The 21,859-nt window shown below is 43.1% G+C and carries 18 protein-coding genes; 12 read left to right on the top strand and 6 right to left on the bottom strand.

The annotated features are described in order from the left end of the window. Positions 1-44 precede the first annotated feature (44 nt). The 4 genes from dsdC (at position 45) to ABMY42_RS18285 (ending at position 4,308) form a co-directional block, all read left to right on the top strand. Positions 45-992 (top strand): DNA-binding transcriptional regulator DsdC, encoded by a 948-nt coding sequence (gene dsdC, locus ABMY42_RS18300; protein WP_038898864.1) that lies wholly within the window; start codon positions 45-47, stop codon positions 990-992. Between the two features lie 182 nt (positions 993-1,174). After that, positions 1,175-2,125, top strand: a complete 951-nt coding sequence (locus ABMY42_RS18295; protein WP_038898860.1) for a helix-turn-helix transcriptional regulator — start codon at positions 1,175-1,177, stop codon at positions 2,123-2,125. Between the two features lie 549 nt (positions 2,126-2,674). Beyond that, the gene (locus ABMY42_RS18290; RefSeq protein ID WP_038898859.1) at positions 2,675-3,688 is read left to right on the top strand and encodes a transcriptional regulator; all 1,014 of its coding nucleotides are present in this window, start codon (positions 2,675-2,677) and stop codon (positions 3,686-3,688) included. A gap of 233 nt (positions 3,689-3,921) precedes the next feature. Next, positions 3,922-4,308: a hypothetical protein gene (locus ABMY42_RS18285; RefSeq protein ID WP_005444511.1), complete on the top strand. Its 387-nt coding sequence runs from the start codon at positions 3,922-3,924 to the stop codon at positions 4,306-4,308. Between the two features lie 78 nt (positions 4,309-4,386). Here ABMY42_RS18285 and ABMY42_RS18280 read toward each other — a convergent pair whose 3' ends face one another. The 4 genes from ABMY42_RS18280 to ABMY42_RS18265 all read right to left on the bottom strand — a co-directional run bounded on the left by ABMY42_RS18280 (position 4,387) and on the right by ABMY42_RS18265 (position 10,146). Beyond that, on the bottom strand, positions 4,387-6,321 hold the full coding sequence (locus ABMY42_RS18280; protein ID WP_038898858.1) for a diguanylate cyclase: 1,935 nt from the start codon (positions 6,319-6,321) through the stop codon (positions 4,387-4,389). Next, positions 6,318-7,490 carry an extracellular solute-binding protein gene (locus tag ABMY42_RS18275; RefSeq protein ID WP_017188164.1) on the bottom strand — a complete coding sequence of 391 codons (1,173 nt, stop codon included), beginning with the start codon at positions 7,488-7,490 and terminating at the stop codon, positions 6,318-6,320. The genes ABMY42_RS18280 and ABMY42_RS18275 overlap by 4 nt, the downstream gene beginning before the upstream one ends. A gap of 167 nt (positions 7,491-7,657) precedes the next feature. Beyond that, positions 7,658-8,752: a 3-phosphoserine/phosphohydroxythreonine transaminase gene (serC, locus tag ABMY42_RS18270; protein WP_009698119.1), complete on the bottom strand. Its 1,095-nt coding sequence runs from the start codon at positions 8,750-8,752 to the stop codon at positions 7,658-7,660. Between the two features lie 131 nt (positions 8,753-8,883). Then, positions 8,884-10,146 (bottom strand): DUF945 family protein, encoded by a 1,263-nt coding sequence (locus ABMY42_RS18265; RefSeq protein ID WP_009698120.1) that lies wholly within the window; start codon positions 10,144-10,146, stop codon positions 8,884-8,886. A gap of 185 nt (positions 10,147-10,331) precedes the next feature. Here ABMY42_RS18265 and ABMY42_RS18260 point away from each other — a divergent pair, with 185 nt between their 5' ends. The 3 genes from ABMY42_RS18260 to ABMY42_RS18250 all read left to right on the top strand — a co-directional run bounded on the left by ABMY42_RS18260 (position 10,332) and on the right by ABMY42_RS18250 (position 13,522). Then, complete coding sequence (locus tag ABMY42_RS18260) at positions 10,332-12,272, top strand: ATP-binding protein (RefSeq protein ID WP_009698121.1); 1,941 nt, start codon at positions 10,332-10,334, stop codon at positions 12,270-12,272. Next, positions 12,269-12,766, top strand: coding sequence for a response regulator (locus ABMY42_RS18255; protein ID WP_009698122.1), 498 nt, complete (start codon positions 12,269-12,271; stop codon positions 12,764-12,766). Before ABMY42_RS18260 ends, ABMY42_RS18255 begins: the two co-directional genes overlap by 4 nt. A gap of 207 nt (positions 12,767-12,973) precedes the next feature. Then, positions 12,974-13,522: a hypothetical protein gene (locus tag ABMY42_RS18250; protein ID WP_005442235.1), complete on the top strand. Its 549-nt coding sequence runs from the start codon at positions 12,974-12,976 to the stop codon at positions 13,520-13,522. 210 nt (positions 13,523-13,732) lie between these two features. Here ABMY42_RS18250 and ABMY42_RS18245 read toward each other — a convergent pair whose 3' ends face one another. After that, positions 13,733-14,320, bottom strand: a complete 588-nt coding sequence (locus ABMY42_RS18245; RefSeq protein WP_005444533.1) for a TfoX/Sxy family DNA transformation protein — start codon at positions 14,318-14,320, stop codon at positions 13,733-13,735. A 370-nt stretch (positions 14,321-14,690) separates the two neighbouring features. Here ABMY42_RS18245 and ABMY42_RS18240 point away from each other — a divergent pair, with 370 nt between their 5' ends. The 5 genes from ABMY42_RS18240 (at position 14,691) to ABMY42_RS18220 (ending at position 20,281) form a co-directional block, all read left to right on the top strand. Beyond that, the gene (locus tag ABMY42_RS18240) at positions 14,691-15,611 is read left to right on the top strand and encodes an HDOD domain-containing protein (RefSeq protein WP_005444535.1); all 921 of its coding nucleotides are present in this window, start codon (positions 14,691-14,693) and stop codon (positions 15,609-15,611) included. 106 nt (positions 15,612-15,717) lie between these two features. Next, positions 15,718-16,623, top strand: coding sequence for a lysine exporter LysO family protein (locus ABMY42_RS18235; protein WP_005444536.1), 906 nt, complete (start codon positions 15,718-15,720; stop codon positions 16,621-16,623). 211 nt (positions 16,624-16,834) lie between these two features. Then, complete coding sequence (locus ABMY42_RS18230) at positions 16,835-17,347, top strand: hypothetical protein (protein ID WP_005444538.1); 513 nt, start codon at positions 16,835-16,837, stop codon at positions 17,345-17,347. Between the two features lie 121 nt (positions 17,348-17,468). Beyond that, entirely contained in the window at positions 17,469-19,115 is a 1,647-nt protein-coding gene (gene panP / locus ABMY42_RS18225) for a pyridoxal-dependent aspartate 1-decarboxylase PanP (RefSeq protein ID WP_349266603.1), read from the top strand. 311 nt (positions 19,116-19,426) lie between these two features. After that, positions 19,427-20,281: a MurR/RpiR family transcriptional regulator gene (locus ABMY42_RS18220; protein ID WP_005444542.1), complete on the top strand. Its 855-nt coding sequence runs from the start codon at positions 19,427-19,429 to the stop codon at positions 20,279-20,281. Between the two features lie 79 nt (positions 20,282-20,360). Here ABMY42_RS18220 and ABMY42_RS18215 read toward each other — a convergent pair whose 3' ends face one another. Further along, a complete protein-coding gene (locus tag ABMY42_RS18215; protein WP_017188169.1) occupies positions 20,361-21,599 on the bottom strand; it encodes an iron-containing alcohol dehydrogenase in 1,239 nt (412 codons plus the stop codon). Positions 21,600-21,859 lie beyond the last annotated feature (260 nt).

Genomic DNA, 21,859 nt, shown 5'->3' with positions numbered 1-21,859 from the left:
ACGCCGTTATTATGTGTTCTATCAAGTTCGACTCAATAACGCACATGTACACCAGAGATAATATTTTCGCCAAGAACCAACGCATCAATAGTTTTCAACTTTCCAAGCTTCATACTTTTGAAGTGGCAGCACGACACTGTTCATTTTCTCTTGCAGCAGAAGAACTCTCCATGACGCCCAGCGCCATCTCTCACCGTATCAACAAGCTAGAAGAAGAACTTGGCATTGCCTTATTTACCCGCTCTCACCGAAAAATCACGCTCACTGAAGAAGGGGAACGTATTTATCTCGCCTTGAACAGAACGCTCAACGAGTTAAACCAAGAGGTCATGGAAGTCAGAAATGGCGAAGTCTCCGGAGAGCTGACGATTTACTCCCGCCCTTCTTTTGCACAATGTTGGCTTGTGCCTAGGTTGTACCTATTTAAGCAAAAGCACCCTTCCATCGAGCTGAATATTCTTACTGGCAATGAGAACGTCAATTTCCAAGGTTATGGCATCGATGCCGCGATCTATTTCGATGAGCAAATGCCAGAAAAGTTGTGGTCGAAAGAATTGATGAGCGAAGAGATAATCCCGGTCTGCACTCAAACATATGCAGAACAATTTAACCTATTTGAAAAGCCAGCGAATTTGGTAAACGCCACCCTACTTCACGACAACCAAGCATGGGATTACAACTCCCATCACGATGAATGGACACTGTGGGCAAAGCAAAATGGCATAACAGACATTGACGCTATTCCAAGCATTTCATTCGACCGATCCGATTTAGCCGTCAGTGCTGCTATGCACAATGCGGGGGTTGCTATCGGTCGATTATCGCTGGTGGAAAAACGACTTAAATCCGGCGAACTGATCACCCCTTTTAGAAACCAAACTCTGCAATGCAAACAGAAATATTATGTCGTTACGGCTAACGAAAAACATTCTCGAAAGCTTGAGCTTTTTATTAACTGGCTAATTGAGCAAATCAGTATAACGAGAATATAAGAGAAAACGATTCAGAAGATCTATTACTTCACGCGCCGATTTCGCGTCACAAATAAATGTTAAGGCTGACTGAAAAACCAGCGCCTTCATTAGAAAGCGCTGATGCTTGAGCTTTGTCTGTCTCTCCCTATAATGACCCAACAATCAATACCCCAAACAGAACAAACTTGGTGAGGTAGTTAATGTTCGGTGATTATCTAAAGCAATTGAGATATCAACTTGGATTAACGCAAAGGGAGCTTGCGACAAAATTAAACTTGGCAAATCCAGAGTTTTCATCTGTGGATTCAGTCACTATTAGTCGCTGGGAAAGGAATGCAACGGCTCCTAAGACCATCAAAGCAATTAAAGTGCTACGTGAGCTTAACTTAGATCTCAGACCTTTTTTGCTCTCTTTGCCTTCTCCGGAGAACGAAACGTTTTTGGACGATATCATTTATGAACGTTACTACTCACAAAAAGCACTATTACTTTCTTCTGGATATGAAGAATTAAAACCCCAAGAAGAAGCGCCTATTATCGAAGAGGCACTCTTTGCTCATGACATCGACACTCACCTCCCACGGTTACATAACTTCTTCCTAAATGCCGATGCTCACTACCCAGGAATGCTGGACCTTGATTTCTTAGCATTAGATGAAGAAAACAAATTGATAGCCAAGGTGTATAGAGATAGTGAGTCCAACAAGGTAAAAGGACATTCAATTTCCTTCTTATTTAAAACAAAGGACCTCGACGAACACTTTACCAATCCTAACCAAACACTGCCATTTGAGCTCGTGCGGTCTTATTCGGAGCAGTATCAATTCGCCATGTGTTGTTTGAGTCGTTATGCCATGAGTGAACAAGTCTTCATGAAACTGCACCCAACGTTTGTGGATTACATCGCGAGCAAATCCAATATTACTGAGATTTACTACTATGCCTTCGATAACAAATTCAGTGATTATCTAGTGGACCTTGGTGCCAAAAAAGTCGCGTATGACAGCCCAGCTCGGACCGGCTCTGTCAAAATCGGTCGAAAAGCATATCGAAAGTGTTTATTGAAATTGGATACTGCCGTGCTGTTAGCTCAGCCAGCGATGATCTACCTGCTCCACCAACATCAAACCAACATGGCTGCTCAAAGATAAATATAAAATGACTATGCAACGTTATTAACGGCTTTAGTTCGTATATTCCTACGTATAAGAGGCTGAAATTCACCTAAAGAACACCATTCCATTAATACCTATTATTTTCTTATGAAATATATTCTCTTTGATGAACATTTCTCATTTTTAAGATAATGGCAAAAAATATTAGCTCGAATTAAAATTCAATTATTTTTGTTTGAACATTGATAAATAAAACAATAAAATCATTATTATTCATATGGTTATATGAAAGCAAAATAATATCCTTCATTTTCAACTAGGCATCTCATGCCTATAGAATACGCACAATGCCTTCTCAATTAAACGACAAACATAATACGATTTGCATGATATTTATGAGCAGCACGACATAAATATTAATGCATTTCCAACTTCCTATATGTCTCATCAATTTTAAATGATTGTACCGTACCGGAATACCATTTCTCAAAATTGACACATTTGGCAGAGAAATGTCATGCACATAACTTAAACGAAAAATAACAATTAGCTATGGACATGTTTTAAACCTATGGGGGAAGTAAAGTGTTCGGGAGTTATCTAAAATCAATAAGAACCACATTAGGGTTAACTCAGGAGCAAGCATCAATAAGACTAAATCTATTAGGTGGTGATTTAGCAAATATAGACTGTGTTACTTTTAGCCGATGGGAAAGAGGAATCACTCAACCGAGTCTAAGCCGACGAGTCAGAGTGCTTCGTGCATTTGAAAACAACCTGCTGCCATACCTTTGTAATTTAGGGTTAGATACGCCTTTAAAAGACGAGGTTGAACAGTTTGAATTGTCTTTGAAACAAAGATACCAAGACGCAATGTCTATCATCTCAGGGATTGACTACAAAAATGCTTACCCTGTTGTGTATGAACATATTGAAGAGGAAGAACTGAGCCAGAATAATGAGCAAGAATTCATTAATAGTCTGAACAACTTTCATAATCAGCTTAAGTCTTTAAATATTAAACATAGTCTTGCGACTATTGATTTGGTTGAATATCAGAAAGACAATCGAGCAATTGCTTATAAATACCTTTCCAAAGGTGAGCTAGTCGGTCATAACATTGGTATGTTTTTTACTGTGCCCACATTGGAAAATGAGCTAGATAGAACTAAAAAGCAACGCTTACCTATCGACACGATTGACCTTAGATTAACCAAGCCATTGAGAGAGAAAGGAGTATATTCTTACTACGCCATCAGTCAGCACTCCAAAAATGAACGCGTATTTCGTAAACAGCTGCATACAGAGTTCACTTTCTTGGCTCAAAACGCGCATATTCATCATTATTACGCAAGTGTCACTTTAAAGAGCTCGGTCGATGTGATGTTTAAAATGGGCTTTAGTGTTGCGGCTTACGAAGGAGAAAGCCCGGTAGGTGCAATCAAAGTTGGCGCTAAACGCTATACTCGCGCAATCATGTATATTGAAACCAGTGAGCTGTTTATTCAGCCAGAATTTCTCTATTTATTGACGTGTTGTGGTGTTTGTACTCATCGCCAATGTGACAGTTGTACAGAACACCCTAATTGCATTTGTTAAACAAATACTGGCTTTTACGCTTTGCTGTCGATTGTTAGTTTAGATTCACTGTGCCTTCAATCGCTATCTTTGACTTCTGATAACGGTTCACAGCTCTATAGCGGCATTCAAATGATTGCCGCTATATCACTTAGCAATCGAGATGCTCATCAATTCTCAAATGCTATCCTGCTCAACATCTAAGTCGTTAAGATCTATACCCAAGTGCTTTAATTTATTAGCAGGTGAAACGCATGAAAAAGATTCGCTATCCATTTGATTTGCACGGGACACTCTCAATTCAATATCGGGATAAAGTTAATCCAATATTTCTAGACACTAATGAAGAAAACCAATCCATCATTGATATTGATGACTTTGCAGTAAGAGCATTCAGCTATGAAGCGGAAGATCGTCTATTAAAAATCTCACTACAAAAAGCGGTAAATTTATCTGAAATAGCTGACTGTGATTCAGTATTGACGGGCATCGAACTTAAACAAAATAATATCAAACTTGATATCGTCTATTGCCTATATAACGCAGGCATTGTCAGCTCTAGTATCTCCTATCCTCTCGATGATGATTCGCCGATTGAATCCATTGCTATCGCGAAACCCCTGACTCTACACCTTAACTAACCTAACGTTTAAAACCGGACACGAAAAAGCCCTTAATTCGGCAAGAACAAGGGCTTTTCTGTCTGCGATTACTCATTATTACTTCTGATAGAAGGCGCGTTTTTTCTCATACATAGCTTCATCCGCGATCGAAAACAGATTTTCAATCGACACAGATTCACTTGAAGCCCCTCCAACAGAAAACTGAACTGGGTAGCGGTTATGCTCAGATAGCTCAACCCACTTATTCTGTTGAGATACCTCAAGACGTGTAATCAACTCGTTTAGAGCGTCAATGCTCAAGTCTTTTGCAATGACGGCAAATTCATCACCACCAATTCTGTACAACAAGGATTTTCCGTTGAGAACCGACTTGATGAGTTGCGTTGACTTAGCAATCAAAACATCACCACGGTCGTGCCCATAATTGTCATTGAGGTTTTTTAAGCCGTTTATATCAATCACAATAATAGCCATAGATTGCCAATGTCCTTGAATGACGGATTGGCAAGCAAACTCATAGTCTTCGTCAAACGCCTTACGATTAAAGCACTTTGAGAGTTTGTCTCGACGTGCGAAATCTTCTAACTCCAGCCACGAGTATAACTGCTTCTTAAATAGCTCTAATAAAATGCGATCTTCTCCTGTCATGACATAATTACCATAACAGAAGTAACCAATTTCAGCTCCCGTAGAAGATCGCATGGTTTTCGCATTTTCGCTGCACGGTTTTTCAAAACTAAAGCGCATGTCTGAGTCAGGAAACAAGCGGGAGAGCCCCGAATTAATCACTTCCGGAATCGCATGGAACCCTACCCCTGCATGGCTAGTGGTAAAGTTAATCAGCGTCATGAGTTTTGCTTGGTGCGCTTCTTCGCGTGTTAAGTTTGCCCGCAACTCCGCCGTTTGCTCTTCAACTCGATGCTCTAGCTTTTGGTTGAAGTTCGCAAGTTGCGCGTTAGTATCTTGAACTTGTTGGTTGGCGTTGCGCAGCGCTTTGTTTCGTACTTCCAACTCATCCATCTGACTGGTCAATTGCGCCCAAAGCGAATCCAATAGGCTCATCAACTGTCTAAACTCTTTAAATTGAAAACGCTTAGGCGATAAATCTGGTCGTTTATTCGTTTTAAATCGACGCACGACCACTTCCATCTGACGAATAGGTTCTGTAAGCCATCGGCTTGCCACAATCGCAATGCATAGAGTCACAACCAAGGTCGCAATGATGATATTTAATAGCTGTTGCTTCGATTGTGTCAGTTCTTGGTTTCGTGCTGCGTCTGACACAGTGTGAATCATAGTCACTTCTAATGGCTTCACAAAACTGTTGTTCTGGACGGTAATTTTACTCAAATGATGCGTGGTATCCCCCTTGGTATTACTCACCGCACCATAGTGGAAGTTAACGCTTTCTTGAGCATATAAGAATGGTTGCGAAATTCGGATTAAATCCTGATATGACACTAAAACAACCAAATAACCTTGCGGCTCATACTCTGAACCTGGCAGCAGCGTGTACGGCAGTAACGGGCTGACAAAGGCGATACCACTTTGCCCCCCATTTAATACCAGCCCCTCATCAAAGTAAGTACTGTGATACATCTTACCTTGCTTATAAATGTCTTCAGCGGCTCGAATTTTGGTCAGCAGCTTACTGTTTTCTAGGTGATATACTGAGCCATTGCTTTCGTACATTGGTTGCCAGTTTTTATCGATAATGTAAGTCGTACTGACATTGACCGCCAACTCTTCAAATGTCTCTATCATTTGCCAGATAATGGATGAATACAGGACGTTATCCATGCCTTGAACGAGTAAGCGATCCTTGGAATACCAGCGAGTTAAGTTCGCCACAAAGGTCAGGTCTTCACCTATCGTTTCTTGGATACCTTGATTGGTATTTTCCAGTTTAAGTTCTTTTTGCACCAACAAATCGGTTTGGTGCTTATCGATCATACTGGTGCCCACCCAATAAGCAGGCAGTAACGACCCTACCACCACAATCAAAGTTAAGATGCTACGCAAACTTATCATAAGGATGCTTTCCTACTCTTGTGAATGTGATTTGAATGTTTATTGATGAAGTCCACCACAAATTGAGCGGCGCCGTGTGCAGGCATGCCTGCTTTATAGCGCTTATATCCGCGAATCAACGCTTCCCAAGTCACCGCCATTTCTACGGTACTTGGCATGGCATAAGCGGGGGTCAGCTCTTTGTACAAATCGCTATAGTAGGTGTTCTCTTCGTCATACCATTTGCGGTTGATTGAGCGATTGGTAGAGATCAAGTTCTGGTTGATGATGACGTCTTCAATAAACTCCGGCTTTTGTACGATCATCGCCAGAGTACGCATTGCTTTTTTCTTCGCCGGATTGCGCATTGCTTCAGCATTAAATGCCAACACCTTACCGCCACTCAGTGAGTGCATGTGGTGATTATTGTACGTCGGTAAACTGCTGATTCTGAGTTCTGTTGAGAAGTGTTGCTTCAGCTCACCTAGCGCCCAATCACCATCAATGAGATATGGCGCTTTCCCTTCAATGAACAACGCTCGCGCTTGATCTTGGTTGTAATCATCAATCACCACACCTTCTTTAGGTAAACGACCATAAAACTTAAGAGCCGCCGCCAGTGCACCAACATCAATATCGGTGATAGGTTGCGTTCTATGATCGGAAAACATAGGCACAAACGACATCAAGAAGTACATGTTCGGATACTGCATTGCGAGCGTGCTTTTGCCCTGTTTGGCATCTTCAATAAGCTTTTCCCAAGTTGGCTGTACTTCGTTGGTCAGCTTCGTATTCACATACAAAACCAAGTGATTACCTAAACCAAGCGGTACCCCATAAATGGCGTCGTCCACGGTGACGAGTTCCAGAGCTTTTGGCTCTATGCTTTTCTCTTCTAACCAGCTTGGCGGAATTTGGGCGAGATCAAAGTAGTCATGTAGTCCCAAGAAATCAGAAGGAACCCAAATAACATCAGGCACGGTAATACCAGTTTGCTTGGCGAGTAGTAGTTCTGAACGGATATTGTTTACATCGAACTCTCTGATCGCGAGTGTGTTGCCTGTTTCGGCTTCGAAGCGCTCGTTAATTTCTGCGACGGTAGAATATTCAATGCCACTCCAAACTTGGATCTCTTGAGCGGAGACCAAGGAGGAAAACAGAAATAACAACAACAGGCTCAGGTTTCTCACTAGGATTCTCGAAAATTGATGGTATTACAAAAGTAGCGAACGACTGGTGCTTATTCAAAAGCGCCGACAGGAAATGTGCGGGGGCTTCCATTGGTGGTTCACCCTACCATAGAAAGCAAAAAGCGCCGCAATTGCGACGCTTTCAAAGATTATATCACAGTTAGTGATTAAGCGTACTCTTGCTCGAACTCACGCATAAAGTCCACGAGAGCTTGCACACCTTCAAGCGGCATCGCGTTGTAAATTGATGCACGCATACCACCAACGGCACGGTGACCTTTTAGTGCCTTCAGTCCTTTTGCATCTGCCAACTCTAGGAATGTGCCATCAAGTTCTGGTTTTGCTAGTTGGAACGGTACGTTCATCAGAGAACGGTTCGCAGAGTGCACTCCGTTACGGTAGAAATCAGACTGATCGATGTAATCGTATAGCAGTGCTGCTTTTTCACGGTTTACTTGCTCGATCGCTTTTACGCCACCCTGCTCTTTTAACCACTTAAACACTAGACCTGATAAGTACCAAGCGAATGTAGGAGGCGTGTTGAACATCGACTCTTTTTCTGCCAACACTTTGTAGTCAAGAATACTCGGTAGCACTTCTTTCGCCAAACCAAGAAGATCGTCACGAACAATCGCAATTGCAATGCCTGATGGACCAATGTTCTTTTGTGCACCAGCGTAAATGACACCGTATTGAGAAACATCAATTTCACGAGAAAGAATGGTCGAAGACATATCTGCAACAATTGGTTTATCCGTTACTGGCAGATCGTTGATTTCAATACCATCAATGGTCTCGTTCGGGCAAAAATGGACGTAAGCCGCATCTGGCGAAATTTTCCATTCTGTTGCAGGTAGAACTGCCGCTTTACCGTCAATCACCGTTTTTGCGTTGAACACGTCAGGTTCACAGTACTTTTTCGCTTCTGCTACTGCGCTTTCTGCCCAGTAACCACCATCAATGTAAGTCGCAGTTTCCGCGCTACCTAATAGGTTTAGTGGAACAGCGGCAAATTGAGCACGAGCACCACCTTGGCAAAACAATACTTTGTAGTTGTCTGGGATATTTAAAAGATCACGAAGGTCTTGCTCTGCTTCTTCTGCAACCTTAATGAACTCTTTGCTTCGGTGACTGATTTCCATCACTGAAGTCCCAAGACCTTGCCAGTTGATTAGCTCCTTTTGTGCTTGCTGCATGACTGCTTTTGGCAGACCTGCAGGTCCTGCACTGAAGTTAAATACGTTGTCCGTATTTTGTTCCATGATGCTCATTGCTCCTGCTAAGTAAAGATTACGAAATTAATATCACGTTTTTGCAGGGATAAAAACAAGAAAAGAGGTCTTACGACCTCTTTTTAAACTGGAAAAGCTAAAAACTTACTTTGTAAACTTCTCTATTGCATCAATGCAGGCATAAGCAATGCGATTAAAGGAAATTCTTGTCCATTTTCGAACTTCAACTTCCCATCAGAAATTTGTGCTTTTAGTTCATAGCCCTTGTCTTTTTTCTCAATAAGTTCCATCACCATCAACTCGTCAACGCCTTCTTGAATGAATGGGTACAGATCCACCAACTCATCAGAGAAGTAAGTATTCAGCGAGCCTTTTGTCGCTGTCATTAGCTTCATCGGGTCTTGCGTGATGTGGTCGGTACCTTCCGGCACGGATAATTGCCATTCATTACGGAATTTGCCGTCTCCAAATGCGAGAGATAGCTCGTTGACTGATAGGTTAAAGCCTTTGCTAAACAAAGTATCAATATGCGGCAACAGCTTTTGAATCTCTTGCTCATCTAGCATTGGTGAACTTTGGTAAATCGACATAATTTGATCGAACGACTGGCTGTCAATATCACCGATAGCGAAATCAAGCTTGAAGTTATCAACGTCTGTACCATCCGTTAAACGCATTTGCTTAGCGTCTAATACCAACTGGGTGTTCAGTTTGTCGCCAGATTCATTCAGGGATGTATTGCCACTGTAGCTTGCGTTCTCGATTAGGAACATCGGGGCAAGTTGCGCATCAACAATATCCAGTTTTTGTAGAGAGAAAGATTGCTCCCCTAGCCAGTATCCTTTTGCTTGCTTACCTTTGCCTTCACCTTTCAGCTCTGTTAGATGAATCTCTTCACCATTTTCAAAGTCGATTTGTACCGAAGGAATCGACACTTGGTAGTTTAAATCACCCAGCACAGTCACATTACCTTTAACTTGCGCAGGACTAGATGAAAGGTGCATACCTTGAGCGTCGTTTTGGTAATTCCAACTTGCTAGGTTAAGCGTGAAATCCGTGTTTCCGTTGAGCTGTGTTTTACTGTGCATCGTCAGCGGCAAAAAGTCAGCATCCACCAATTTAGAGTCAGCACTTAAGCTCGTTAAACCATGTGTTACGTCGCTGGTCACATCAAAAGCTGTCGGAAGACCATCACGCTCAAGCTGCGCTTTGATTTCTGGGTCGACAACGGTGTAACGCGTCAGAACGACCGAAGACAGGTAACCGCGGTCATATTCCACAATTTCACCTTTGACCATTTCATCGTTCATATTGGCGATGCCATCTTCAATGATAGTTTGACCAATCTGACCAACCGCTAACGGCCAACACAGCGCAAGAGAAATAGCGCCACCAATGGCACCGATTTTTTTAAGATTTTCCATAACGTCACTTATTGAGTATTTGTGCTCAGTCTAACCCAAACCCAAAGCGGATAAAACATTGAGATATATCAGACTATTGATGGTTATTTTAGTTCATTAATCGAGAACAATACTCAGCTCTCAACCATTTCTATATTTAATTGATATGTTGTTGGTGCCAAGTTTTAACCGGAGCTCAAACCACTGTGAACCGTTACGCCGTATTGTGCCTCGACAACAATCCAATCAGTGCCGAACAGTTTCGACTGGAGTTGTCTGCCTTTTCGAGCAAGTTTGATATTCTCTCTGTAGAATCGATAGAAGAAGCGCAGAGCGCTCTCGAATACCTCGAAGAAAGAGAACAAAAGGTTGCGCTGGTTATTGCGAGCCATCATGCACATTTTAATGGCGTTGACTTCCTCATCGGTCTCGACCGCAAGCCACATACTGAGCAAGCTCGCAAAATCCTTATTAGCTGCTCGTCCGATATTGAAGCCATTTTAACCGCCGTCAATGAAGGACGCCTCGACCACTGCTTAACCAAGCCTCTTCCGGATAAGGTCCTGTTCAATACGGCGCAAAAAGAGCTGACCCAGTTCATTCTCCGTCATGATAGAGAAGACTTGCTCAACTACAGCCAAATCCTCGACCAGCATAAATTGCTGCGCGCTCACATCGAAAATCAGATGAGCAACTATCAAGCAGGATTCTTGAACGACTACCATGCCCTCTCTGATGGGGAACTCGCAGAACAAGTCATCACGGCGTTGCAACACTTCTTTGAACAAAATGACGATACCAAGGCTTGCCGTACCTACTCTCCTGAACACCTACTTACGATTGAAGGCGAGCCAAACAGTTTCTTGTGGTTTATTACCAGTGGTGAGGTAGCGCTCTACAAACGTGATGAACTTGGCATGCAACGTGAAGTGGTGCGCCATTCAAAAGGAAACATTGTCGGCGGCATGTCATTTGTCACCGGAGAGAGTTCGTTTTCAACTGCACTCACCCTAACAAAAACGGAAGTCATCAAGCTTGACAGAAATGTCTTCCGTAAGGTGATGCAAGGTGATTCTAACTTACTACCTCTGTTTACCAACTTGTTGCTACGTCATTTCAACCGACGATTGCAACGCAGCATCAACACTAAGCTGCAACTGCAAAAAACATTGGAATCATTGGAGTCCGCCCACCAGCAACTCATCGAACGCGAAAAAATGGCGATGCTGGGTCAACTTGTTGCGGGTGTCGCACACGAATTAAACAACCCCATTGCAGCTATCTTGCGAGGGGTAGAAAACCTAACTCTGACACTTGAAAACCTACTCACTCAGCTACCTAGTTACGAGGTTCAAGAAAAAGGCATTGGTTTACTGACAAGAGCTCAAAGCGCCAAACCGGCTTCGACCGCAGAACTCAGAGAGCGAGTAAAACAATTGAGTTCCAGCCTTCCCGACAGAACATTAGCAAAGAAAGTCGTTAATCTAGGGCTTGAGGGCGACCAAACTTTGGTTGCACAACTTAACCGTCAAAACGCCGACTCATTGGATTCACTTGGCACGTTAGAACAATATCATCAAGTCGGCGCATCACTTCGCTCAATCAATGTTTGCGCAGCTCGCATCGCTGATATGGTAAAAAGCTTAAAAGGCTACGCGCGCTCAGACGACGAAGGTTTACACTTTGCCAACTTACATGAAGGCATAGAAGATACGTTGGTGATCTTTGAGAACAAACTCAAGATGCATAAGGTCACAACAAACTACGCAGAACTTCCTAATACACTCTGCCAACCCATTGCTTTACAGCAAGTTTGGACGAATCTGATTTCCAACGCCATTGATGCCTTTCCTGATAAAGGCGAACTCACTATTCAATCTCGCTTGGTAGAAAAAAACCAACAAAAGTATGCCGTAATTTCATTTACAGACAACGGATGTGGCATCCCCGAATCGCAACAAAAAGCCATTTTTGAACTCAACTTTACAACCAAGAAAGAAGGTAATTTCGGTTTAGGTATCGGACTGTCTATCTGCCAACAGATTATGGCAAGCCATAAAGGCTGGATAGAGGTGGAATCTGAGCTCAACCATTTCACTTGCATGACCGTCTGGTTACCTATCACTCAAGAAGGAGATGAAGTATGACTAAATATCTGATTTTATGTGTGGATGATGAAAGAGAAGTCTTAGATAGTGTCCTTCAGGATTTGATGCCATTCGAAGAAAATTTCGTTGTTGAGGGTGCGGAATCTGTCACGGAAGCAAAACAGGTGATTGAAGAAATGGCGGAAGACGGTATTCAGCTTGCCTTGATTCTGTGTGACCACATCATGCCGGAGCAAACTGGCATCAGCTTTTTAATCGAACTCAGTCAAAATGGTGACACTAAATCATCTCGCAAGCTGCTCTTAACGGGTCAAGCTGGCTTAGAAGACACCGTTGAAGCAATCAATCATGCGAGCCTCGATTACTACATCGCCAAGCCTTGGAAAGGTGAAGAGCTCAGAGACGCTATTGTTTCGCAACTGACTGCTTTTATGATAGAAAATGATGACAACTTATTATCGTGGACATCCATCCTAGACGCAGAGGCAATCCTCAACGCGATGGCACAACGACGTGCAAGCTTTGGTGAATGAGAGCTGGGATAGAAAAACAAGTCATATTCGTCATCAACATGGCGCGTTTTTTGCTGATAAAACAGCACAATGAGTCATTTGACAAAACATCGACACATTTTTGTTGGTCGTAGACCTTCGTTTTTATTATGATGTCGAACAAATCAGATTACGGTTCAAGTGGTTACTTGGATCCATGGAACTATAAGACAAGGTTTATCGTTAGTTATGCGTAAAACACTATTAGCCGCTGCCCTTTTGTTGGCATCAAGCCAAGCTCTAGCTGCGAACGACTACAACGCTCCAGCAACAATGAGCAACTTTAGCTACGACTACATGGAAGCTCGCATTGGTGCTAGCCCAGTAACGTTCGGTGCTGGTTTCAGCAAATCAATCCACCCAAATGCACACGTAATCGCGCGCATCGACTCTGAGTTTGATGGTGATTTCGATTCAGCAGCAGGTTTTGGTTTCCACTCACCACTAAACAACTGGGCTGACCTAACGGGTGCAATGCTAATGCGCGTTGTACAACCGTCAAACTCAAGCAGCACTGACGTTGGTATGGAACTTAACTTAGGCGTGCGCCAATGGCTTGGTCCTCAACTAGAAGTTGGTGGTAAAGCGGGTTACGTTTCTATCGACAACGATGACGATTGGATCGGTTCTGTTTACGCTCGTTTCCACTCTACAGAGCTATTCTCTCTGGGTGCTGAAGCGCGTATCAACGACTTCTACGGTGATCAAGTAATGTTCACTACTCGCTTTAAGTTCTAAACGCCTACTGAGCGTACTTTCTTAAAGTATGAACTAAAAAACCGAGGCATTTACCTCGGTTTTTTTGTATCTACAAACTGTCTTGTTGCAATGACTAACTCAAATGAAGTGGCCAAAAGCATCAACTTCCTTTTGTCGCTTTCAACACTCACCTTTTATGACTCGCTAACTTCATCCTAAACGAGTCAATCATCGTGAAACTAAAGCGATTTATTCACACATTGCCAGCAGTTGTTTCTTGCGTGGTTCTTGGAGCAGCTTCCAGTGAATACCATCAGTGGCGCCAGCAAACTTCCATAGAAGCTTCACATCAACATCACTACCGTATGTCACTCTTACTTTATTAAATACTTCTACTGGTCCTAGTTCCAAAAACGTTTCTACGTCATCAATACCTGCTTTTTTGACCATACGCTCTAGCGTCAACTGCATATTTGGTAGGTCACGCAGACGTCTACTGGCTGAAGACTTTTGGTATTTACGTTCCTTAATAGAACATTCAATCGATTTTTGTAACAACGCGTCTAGACCCGCAAAACCTGAGTCAAATAGATCGGTTACATCATAGTAGTTAACGGTTGCCGTCGTTTGTTTTTTGACGTGCTTATATTTTTCACAGTTTAGTTGAGTAAATTCTTCATCTAACCCGTTACCACCACGTAAATAACAACAGTCGTTACTTACTAGTGCGAACATTGCGTCGTTGCTGAATAAACCAATCCCGCCAAACATTGAACGTTTTTGGTACTCACTAAAATTGCTTACATAGTTAAAAAAAGCTTGGTCTGTCATGTCCATTGACCTCTGTAATTGGAATAAATTACCCCGATTAGCGATGTCACCAGATGAACAGCAGCTTATAGCGAATCATAAATTGTCGATATGTTGGCGATATTTTTGTGAATTGCGCTCACCAACTGTCTTAATCATACTTAACGTTGAAAAATAAGTTAGGATCTATGTCACAGTTGCCGAACTACAAATTCCACATACGTGATTAGTTTCACATTTACTCATCCTTAAGCGATGTTTTTTTGACACAGCAACTGCCAAAAATCAAACATCATGGTGATAAATGCGGCAATTGCGAACGTGAAATAGGTATTTAATTGATAAGCAACATAGTGTGGAGGTACACTGTACGAAAGCTCTCTAGCACAACGTCATAATGGAACATCTATCATTTTTTTGGCTACCAAATAATAAAGATAAGCTTATAAAAGCACTCGAATCTGAGTTCGCTCACCTAGTAGAACAATCAATTTCTACCGGGAAAATCTCCCTTCCTCCTATCCCTGATGTCGTACTTAAAATCCAGCAACTCTGCACAGAAGAAAACACCACGATTTCCGACGTCGCAAATGCGTTACTAGAAGATCCTAGTCTTGCTGCGGTTGTGGTTCGCGTCGCGAATTCCGTGATTTTTAATCGCCGTAATATTACCTGTAATGACCTGACAACAGCGGTATCTCGCTTAGGCATTTTACGAGTGAGGGATATCGTCACAGCTCAAGCAATTGAACAGTTAAAGCATTCGGTCAACCTTTCTAAAGACTGCAATAGTATATTGGTGAAAAGTGCCGCGGTTTCTCGTGAGCTAGGCGCAACCATGGTATTGGTTGTCCAAGAGTTCCGTAAGCATGAACCAGCGACATACGGTCACCTAGAGCAAGAAAAAGCGCTATTAGTAGGTTTGTTGGCGGATATTGGTCTGTTCTGTCTCATCAACGAATACCACTTATATCTTGATCGTGGTAATTACTTAGATGCGGATATTGCACTACAAATATTCCAAACGCGCTGTTCTGCGACAAGCAAATTAGTATTGGAGAAGTGGGGTTTTGACAATGATTTCCGTGAGGTTTCATCGAATGAAAAATATGAAGCATCGCGCCCAGAAGTCAGCTACCTGGATATTGCTCGTATCGCAAACCACTTATTAATGTTCCGTAACCAAGATGAACGCATTGAAGATCATGAAGTGGAATTCAATTTAACGGGTGCAGAAATCTTGTACGAGTTGAGCAATATGAGTGATACTGACTTCCATTGTGAAATTAAAGAAGTTCTAAGCGCAAGCGGTCTTTAATCTCTCAATACTTCATTTTAAGCCACGCTAAGCATCAGATAGTATTCTGAGCTGTTTATGCGTGGCTACGTATTTTGCTTACCTCATAAAGGAATCATTGAGTTTTATGTTCTCAGGGATGCTATTTATCTTTGCCCCATTGGTGGTGGGCTACTTAATTCCAATTTCTCAGGCGTCGGTACTTGAAAAAATCAACAAGTCGACCTCATACCTGATTTACGTCATTCTCTCCTTGATGGGTTTAAGCCTTGCTGCACTCGACAACCTCGGCAGCAACTTGCAAACCATCTTGCTTTACGCTGGTACTTTCTTCGTCTGTTTGGGCGCTTGTAACCTACTTGCCTTGCCGCTAGTCGATAAACTGCTTCCTTTGCAAACCGACCAAAACCAGAAAAAACTCCCACTGTCTTCTATGGCACTAGAATCAATCAAGCTTGTTGTCGTCGTTGGTGGTGGTTTGATTGCCGGTTTGATCTTGCCAATTGGTCTTTCTTGGGTGGATACAGCGAGCGAATGGATTTTATTTCTTCTACTGTTCTTTATTGGCATTCAATTGCGTAATAGCGGCTTAACCCTTAAGCAGATTCTGTTGAACAAACAAGGCATGGCGATTGCGACAGTCATTATTGCAACTTGTATGCTCGGTGGTGCAATTGCCTCAGTGATCTTGGATTTACCACTCTACCAAGCGCTGGCAATGTCTTCTGGCTTTGGTTGGTATTCGTTAGCTGGCATCTTGATGGGTGATGCATTTGGTCCCATTTTTGGCGGCGCTTCCTTCTTGATTGAATTGATGCGTGAGTTGGTCGCATTAGTTGCTATTCCATTGTTTATTCGCACCTACCCTTCAACAGCCATTGGTTACGCAGGAGCAACAGCAATGGACTTTACCCTGCCAGTCATCCAGACAACTGGGGGTGTTCGATGTGTGCCTGTCGCGATCGTAAGTGGTTTTATTTTGAGCTTATTGGTGCCTGTCATGATGCTTTTCTTTGTGTCTCTTGCTAGCTAGATCTCAGGAATATTCATTAACATCCATTACAATACGGCAAAAATTCAAATACCCACGTAACCTCAAAATGCTCAATTCAAAGAGAATTTTCTGGATTACCGCTTAGTTATCGAGCCCTTTGATTTTTAAACTCTTGGATCGGTAATCAGTGACAGGCAAGGCATAGTGCCTATTGGGGTTACAAAGGGAATTCAACCAAAAAGGAATAACAATGAAACGCTTTGTCGTTGCAGCGCTCCTCGCTACAAGCTCAACTTTTACCTTTGCTGCTGACCAGCAATGTCTTGCAAACAAATACGACGGTTATATAGACGCCTCTTTACAGTGGTATCAAGACCTTGTAGACCTAACCGTTACTCAATACCCAGATTTGAAAGAAGTAAGTCAATGGTTCTTAGAAGGTCGCCAACACCACTTTGAATTAAACCGTGAAGCGGTACATTACTTCCTGAAAAATGATCCTAGCCGTGTTGCTACAGAGCAACCTGTTGAAGCGTGGCTCAAGCTAGAACAACACGATGTGAAGCAGCTTGCAACACGCAGTGATGAGCTCGGTCAAGCTGCACAAAAAACGTTTAGTGATCGTCAATCGGCGAACCATCCAAAGAACTATGACCTACGTTCTGCATTTGCTGACTTATTGAGCCACCCAAAACAGATCGATTCTGCGCTTAATAAGTACAATCAATCAATTGCTAAGATTGAAAAGCAGAAGTGTGAATAAACCTCGCCCTAGAATTTCATTTCAGCAACATGGGTTTCAATAATTAAAACGGGACTTTGCGCCCGTTTTGGTTTAGATTGTGCCGCTCGCATTACCAAAATAACTACAAAGATTCTTTGCTATGGTTAAGGAACAAAAAACCGCTGACGTTAGCTTCGAGAGCTTGTTAAAGATCTTCACAATTCCTGAAGGTCCAGATTCTACGTTGACCAAAATCGACGAGAGTCTCTCCCAGAACTTGAACAAATTTCTTCGTGAACACATCGTGGCAGAAGAAAAGCCTTTACGTGAAATTGAGAAAGACTTTTCTTCTGCTCAGATTCCTGAGCAACCAGAGTTCGTGTCAGACCATACCGAGCACCTACTAGATACCTTGGTATCTCACTCGGTTCATACCTCTGCGCCAAGCTTTATTGGTCACATGACTTCTGCCCTGCCGTATTTCTTAATGCCGCTGTCGAAGATCATGATCGCCTTGAACCAAAACTTGGTAAAGATTGAAACTTCGAAAGCATTCACACCACTTGAACGCCAAGTACTTGGTATGCTGCATCGCCTTATTTATGGTCAGGACGACAAGTTCTACCGTAAGTGGATGCACAGCGCGAAGCACTCTCTCGGTGCATTTTGTTCTGGCGGTACCATCGCGAACATTACTGCGCTTTGGGTTGCTCGCAATAAAGCACTAAGAGCAGATGGCGCATTCAAAGGGGTAGAAAAAGAAGGTCTGTTCAAAGCCATGAAACATTATGGCTATGAAGGGCTGGCAATTCTGGTTTCTGAGCGTGGGCATTACTCACTGAAGAAAGCTGCCGACGTACTTGGGCTTGGTCAAGAAGGATTAGTTGCCGTCAAAACAGACGCAAACAACCGCATTATCGTTGATGACTTGAAAGCAAAAATTGCGGAACTTGAGTCGCAAAGTATCAAGCCTATTGCGGTGGTTGGTGTTGCTGGTACGACAGAAACCGGTAGCGTTGACCCGCTTCCTCAAATCGCTGAAGTGTGTGCTGAACACGATTGTCACTTCCATGTGGATGCAGCATGGGGTGGTGCGACACTGATGTCGAACAATCATCGTCACCTACTTGGTGGGGTCGAACTTGCAGATTCTGTGACGATTGACGCGCATAAACAACTCTACATCCCTATGGGTGCAGGTATGGTTCTGTTTAAAGACCCAGATGCGATGAAGTCAATCGAGCACCACGCACAATACATTTTGCGTAAGGGCTCAAAAGACCTAGGTAGCCACACCCTTGAAGGCTCTCGCTCCGGTATGGCGATGTTGGTTTACGCGGCAATGCATATCATTAGCCGACCTGGTTATGAACTGCTGATTGACCAGAGTATCGCCAAAGCGCGCTACTTCGCTGATCTTATTAACGAGCAAGAGGACTTTGAGTTAGTGTCTGAGCCTGAGCTTTGTCTGCTGACTTACCGTTATTTGCCAACCAATATGCGCGCAGCATTAGAGAAAGCACAAGGTACGCAGAAAGAGAAACTGAATGAGTTACTCAACCAACTGACTCAGTTTATCCAAAAGCGCCAGCGTGAAACAGGTAAGTCCTTTGTGTCACGTACTCGACTGAACCCAGACCAATGGCAACGCATGAACACCATTGTATTCCGTGTTGTGTTAGCGAACCCATTGACGACCAATGACATTCTAAGTGTGGTATTGGACGAGCAGCGCGAAATTGCTCAACAAGCCCCAAGCTTAATGGCAAAAATTGAAGAAACTGTCGACGACATTCTCAATTCTTAAGCGCCAATGTGAGTTACATCAAATTGAAAATTTCTTTCTTTTTGATGTAACTCAATCATCATTATTGTGCCACTAGAGCAACAAACCATCGATCCCACATCCAATTCTGTAGTTTTTACAACATTTTGTTTGAGGCTTGTCAAATTCTCACGAAATAGTAACCGTATTTGGTTTAGCCAGATTGAGGATCGGGTTTATACTGAATTTATGGCGCTGGTAGTTTTCGTTAACGCCCCTCTAGACCGAGAAGCCTTTGGGTTTCCATTCGTTAGCAGAGCCAGCGAGTTGTTCTCTATACCCTCGTGAACACTATGAATACATTAGAAAAAATTCAAAAAAATCTGGAGAATTTCAGTAAGTCAGAGCGCAAAGTTGCGGAAGTGATTATGGCGTCTCCACAAACTGCAATTCATTCAAGCATTGCAACGTTAGCTAAAATGGCTGACGTGAGTGAGCCTACTGTTAACCGTTTCTGTCGTCGTCTGGATACCAAAGGTTTCCCAGATTTTAAACTTCACCTTGCGCAAAGCCTTGCCAATGGTACGCCTTACGTTAACCGTAATGTGGAAGAAGACGATGGTCCTGATGCCTACACGCACAAGATTTTCGAATCGACAATGGCGTGTTTAGATGTCGCAAAAAACAGCCTTGATGCGATGCAAGTTAATCGTGCAGTTGATCTCCTGACTCAAGCGAAGCGCATCTCATTCTTCGGTCTAGGTGCTTCTTCTTCTGTCGCACGCGACGCTCAAAACAAGTTTATCCGCTTCAACATTCCTATTACTTGTTTTGAAGATATCGTAATGCAACGCATGAGCTGCATTAACTGTAGCGACAATGACGTTATCGTTCTGATTTCTCACACAGGTCGTACTAAGAGCCAAGTTGAGATTGCGAACCTTGCACGTGAAAACGGTGCAACCGTTATTGCAATCACAGCAAAAGACTCACCACTAGAGAAAGCGAGTTCACTGGCTATTACACTAGACGTGCCAGAAGATACCGACGTGTATATGCCAATGGCAAGTCGCGTAGTACAAATGACGGTTATCGATGTCCTAGCAACAGGCTTCACGCTGCGCCGTGGTACTGGCTTCCGTGAAAACCTAAAGCGAGTAAAAGACGCATTGAAAGACAGCCGCTACGATAAGCTAAGTCAATACTAACGAATCGACTTAGTCTGTAATAAAAAATAGAAAGGGGAGCTAAGTAGCTCCCCTTTTCGTATCTGTTCAGGTCGTATTTCTATTGATTCACATCCGATAGATCTGAGCGAGACTCCAGCACTTCTACTGAACTTACGTGATGCGAACTCTCTCCTACACACGCATCGCTACAATCACAAACTTGACGAAGAATGTACACCAACCGATCCTGCGTAAGGGGTAAGGGGTTGCCTTTGATTGCTACTGACTTCAAAGCATCATCCGCAACTTGCTCAAAAGAAGTTTGGCATACTCCAAACTTACCTAACTGAGGTAGCGCTAGCTTATCTAACACCATTTTTACCCAAAGCACGCCATCGTGCTCATTGGCATTAGTTCGGTCCGTCACTAATTGCGCTAAACGCTTATAACGACTGATCACATCACTTCGCCCTGCTTGCCTTGCCGCATTGATGTTCTCTTGCATCACGTGCGGAGCCAGACGGGCAGTAATCACACTATGCGGCGCATCAAGCTTGCCTCCCAATGCAGAAGCTAAACCATGCGCAGCGCCGAGCTTGGCATTTGTGATTGCCATTCCGCCTAAAAGTGCCGCAAAAGAAAGGTCTGATCTGGCTTTGTGACTGTCTTGTTTACACCCTGCAATTACTGAGCGGCTTAAGCGACGTAAACCTTCTTCACACACCATATCGGTAAGAGGATTTGGATCACCACAAACGTAGGCTTCCATAAGGTGAGTAAACGCATCCATCGCGCCACGACCAGAGGTATACTGGTCAGTACCATAGGTTAAGGTTGGATCAACAATCGCAACGTCTGCGAGCATTTCCGGGCTTCTTAAGCTTACTTTCACTTGGTCTTGCCCCGATTTAAGCACAGCATTTCTGGTTACCTCTGACCCTGTGCTTGCTGTCGTAGGAATAGCAATAAAATGAATCGGCTTGGTTTTCAAAGGAACGTTTCTTCCAACGACTTCGACGTAGTCATAGACGTCACCTTGGTTAGGTATGATCGCCGCGAGCGCTTTGCCCATATCAATGACACTACCCCCTCCAATCGCGATAACCATATCAGGTTGGAACTTACGTCCAAGCACTGCGGTTTCTTCTACCATTGTGATATTAGGTTCACCATTGATGGCAACGTGTTGATAACGCATGTTCTGCGCTTTTAGATAATTAATGATAGGTGTGGCACGTTGCGTATCTTTACCAGTCACCAGTAAAACGCTGTAGCCAAATTGATTGATTACAGACAGCGAAGATTGGAGTGCTCCCTCGCCGAAGATAATCCGTGTCGCAGTCATAAACTGAAACATACACTTCCTCCCCAAAACAACAACTCACACTAGAGTGCTATGCTTTCCACCAAAAAAAGTTGACCAAGTGCACCTTGCCGCCATTAACCCTTCAAAAAGTGTGTTTTTATGCGTCACTTCACATACTTACGTCATGTGCTTTTGCGGTTAAGAATCATTCTAAAAAGTGACTTTTCATGGCTTTAAGCTTAGTGCGTGTTTAGTTTTTATACGATAGATTTCGCCTATCGAGACAAGAGGTAAATGCTGCTTTATTTCCG

Origin of the sequence: Vibrio sp. SSH13-20 (genome assembly GCF_040104475.1) — a bacterium.
Classification (GTDB): domain Bacteria; phylum Pseudomonadota; class Gammaproteobacteria; order Enterobacterales; family Vibrionaceae; genus Vibrio; species Vibrio harveyi.
This window is presented reverse-complemented; position numbering and strand designations above follow the sequence as displayed.

What these genes read in the sequence shown, in the direction of transcription:
- serC (WP_009698119.1), bottom strand. Translation starts at nt 8,752, where the DNA reads ATGGAACAAAATACGGACAACGTATTTAACTTCAGTGCAGGACCTGCA.
- panP (WP_349266603.1), top strand. Translation starts at nt 17,469, where the DNA reads ATGGTTAAGGAACAAAAAACCGCTGACGTTAGCTTCGAGAGCTTGTTA.
- ABMY42_RS18285 (WP_005444511.1), top strand. Translation starts at nt 3,922, where the DNA reads ATGAAAAAGATTCGCTATCCATTTGATTTGCACGGGACACTCTCAATT.
- dsdC (WP_038898864.1), top strand. Translation starts at nt 45, where the DNA reads ATGTACACCAGAGATAATATTTTCGCCAAGAACCAACGCATCAATAGT.
- ABMY42_RS18230 (WP_005444538.1), top strand. Translation starts at nt 16,835, where the DNA reads ATGAAACGCTTTGTCGTTGCAGCGCTCCTCGCTACAAGCTCAACTTTT.
- ABMY42_RS18255 (WP_009698122.1), top strand. Translation starts at nt 12,269, where the DNA reads ATGACTAAATATCTGATTTTATGTGTGGATGATGAAAGAGAAGTCTTA.
- ABMY42_RS18215 (WP_017188169.1), bottom strand. Translation starts at nt 21,599, where the DNA reads ATGTTTCAGTTTATGACTGCGACACGGATTATCTTCGGCGAGGGAGCA.
- ABMY42_RS18265 (WP_009698120.1), bottom strand. Translation starts at nt 10,146, where the DNA reads ATGGAAAATCTTAAAAAAATCGGTGCCATTGGTGGCGCTATTTCTCTT.
- ABMY42_RS18240 (WP_005444535.1), top strand. Translation starts at nt 14,691, where the DNA reads ATGGAACATCTATCATTTTTTTGGCTACCAAATAATAAAGATAAGCTT.
- ABMY42_RS18295 (WP_038898860.1), top strand. Translation starts at nt 1,175, where the DNA reads ATGTTCGGTGATTATCTAAAGCAATTGAGATATCAACTTGGATTAACG.
- ABMY42_RS18250 (WP_005442235.1), top strand. Translation starts at nt 12,974, where the DNA reads ATGCGTAAAACACTATTAGCCGCTGCCCTTTTGTTGGCATCAAGCCAA.
- ABMY42_RS18220 (WP_005444542.1), top strand. Translation starts at nt 19,427, where the DNA reads ATGAATACATTAGAAAAAATTCAAAAAAATCTGGAGAATTTCAGTAAG.
- ABMY42_RS18245 (WP_005444533.1), bottom strand. Translation starts at nt 14,320, where the DNA reads ATGGACATGACAGACCAAGCTTTTTTTAACTATGTAAGCAATTTTAGT.
- ABMY42_RS18280 (WP_038898858.1), bottom strand. Translation starts at nt 6,321, where the DNA reads ATGATAAGTTTGCGTAGCATCTTAACTTTGATTGTGGTGGTAGGGTCG.
- ABMY42_RS18235 (WP_005444536.1), top strand. Translation starts at nt 15,718, where the DNA reads ATGTTCTCAGGGATGCTATTTATCTTTGCCCCATTGGTGGTGGGCTAC.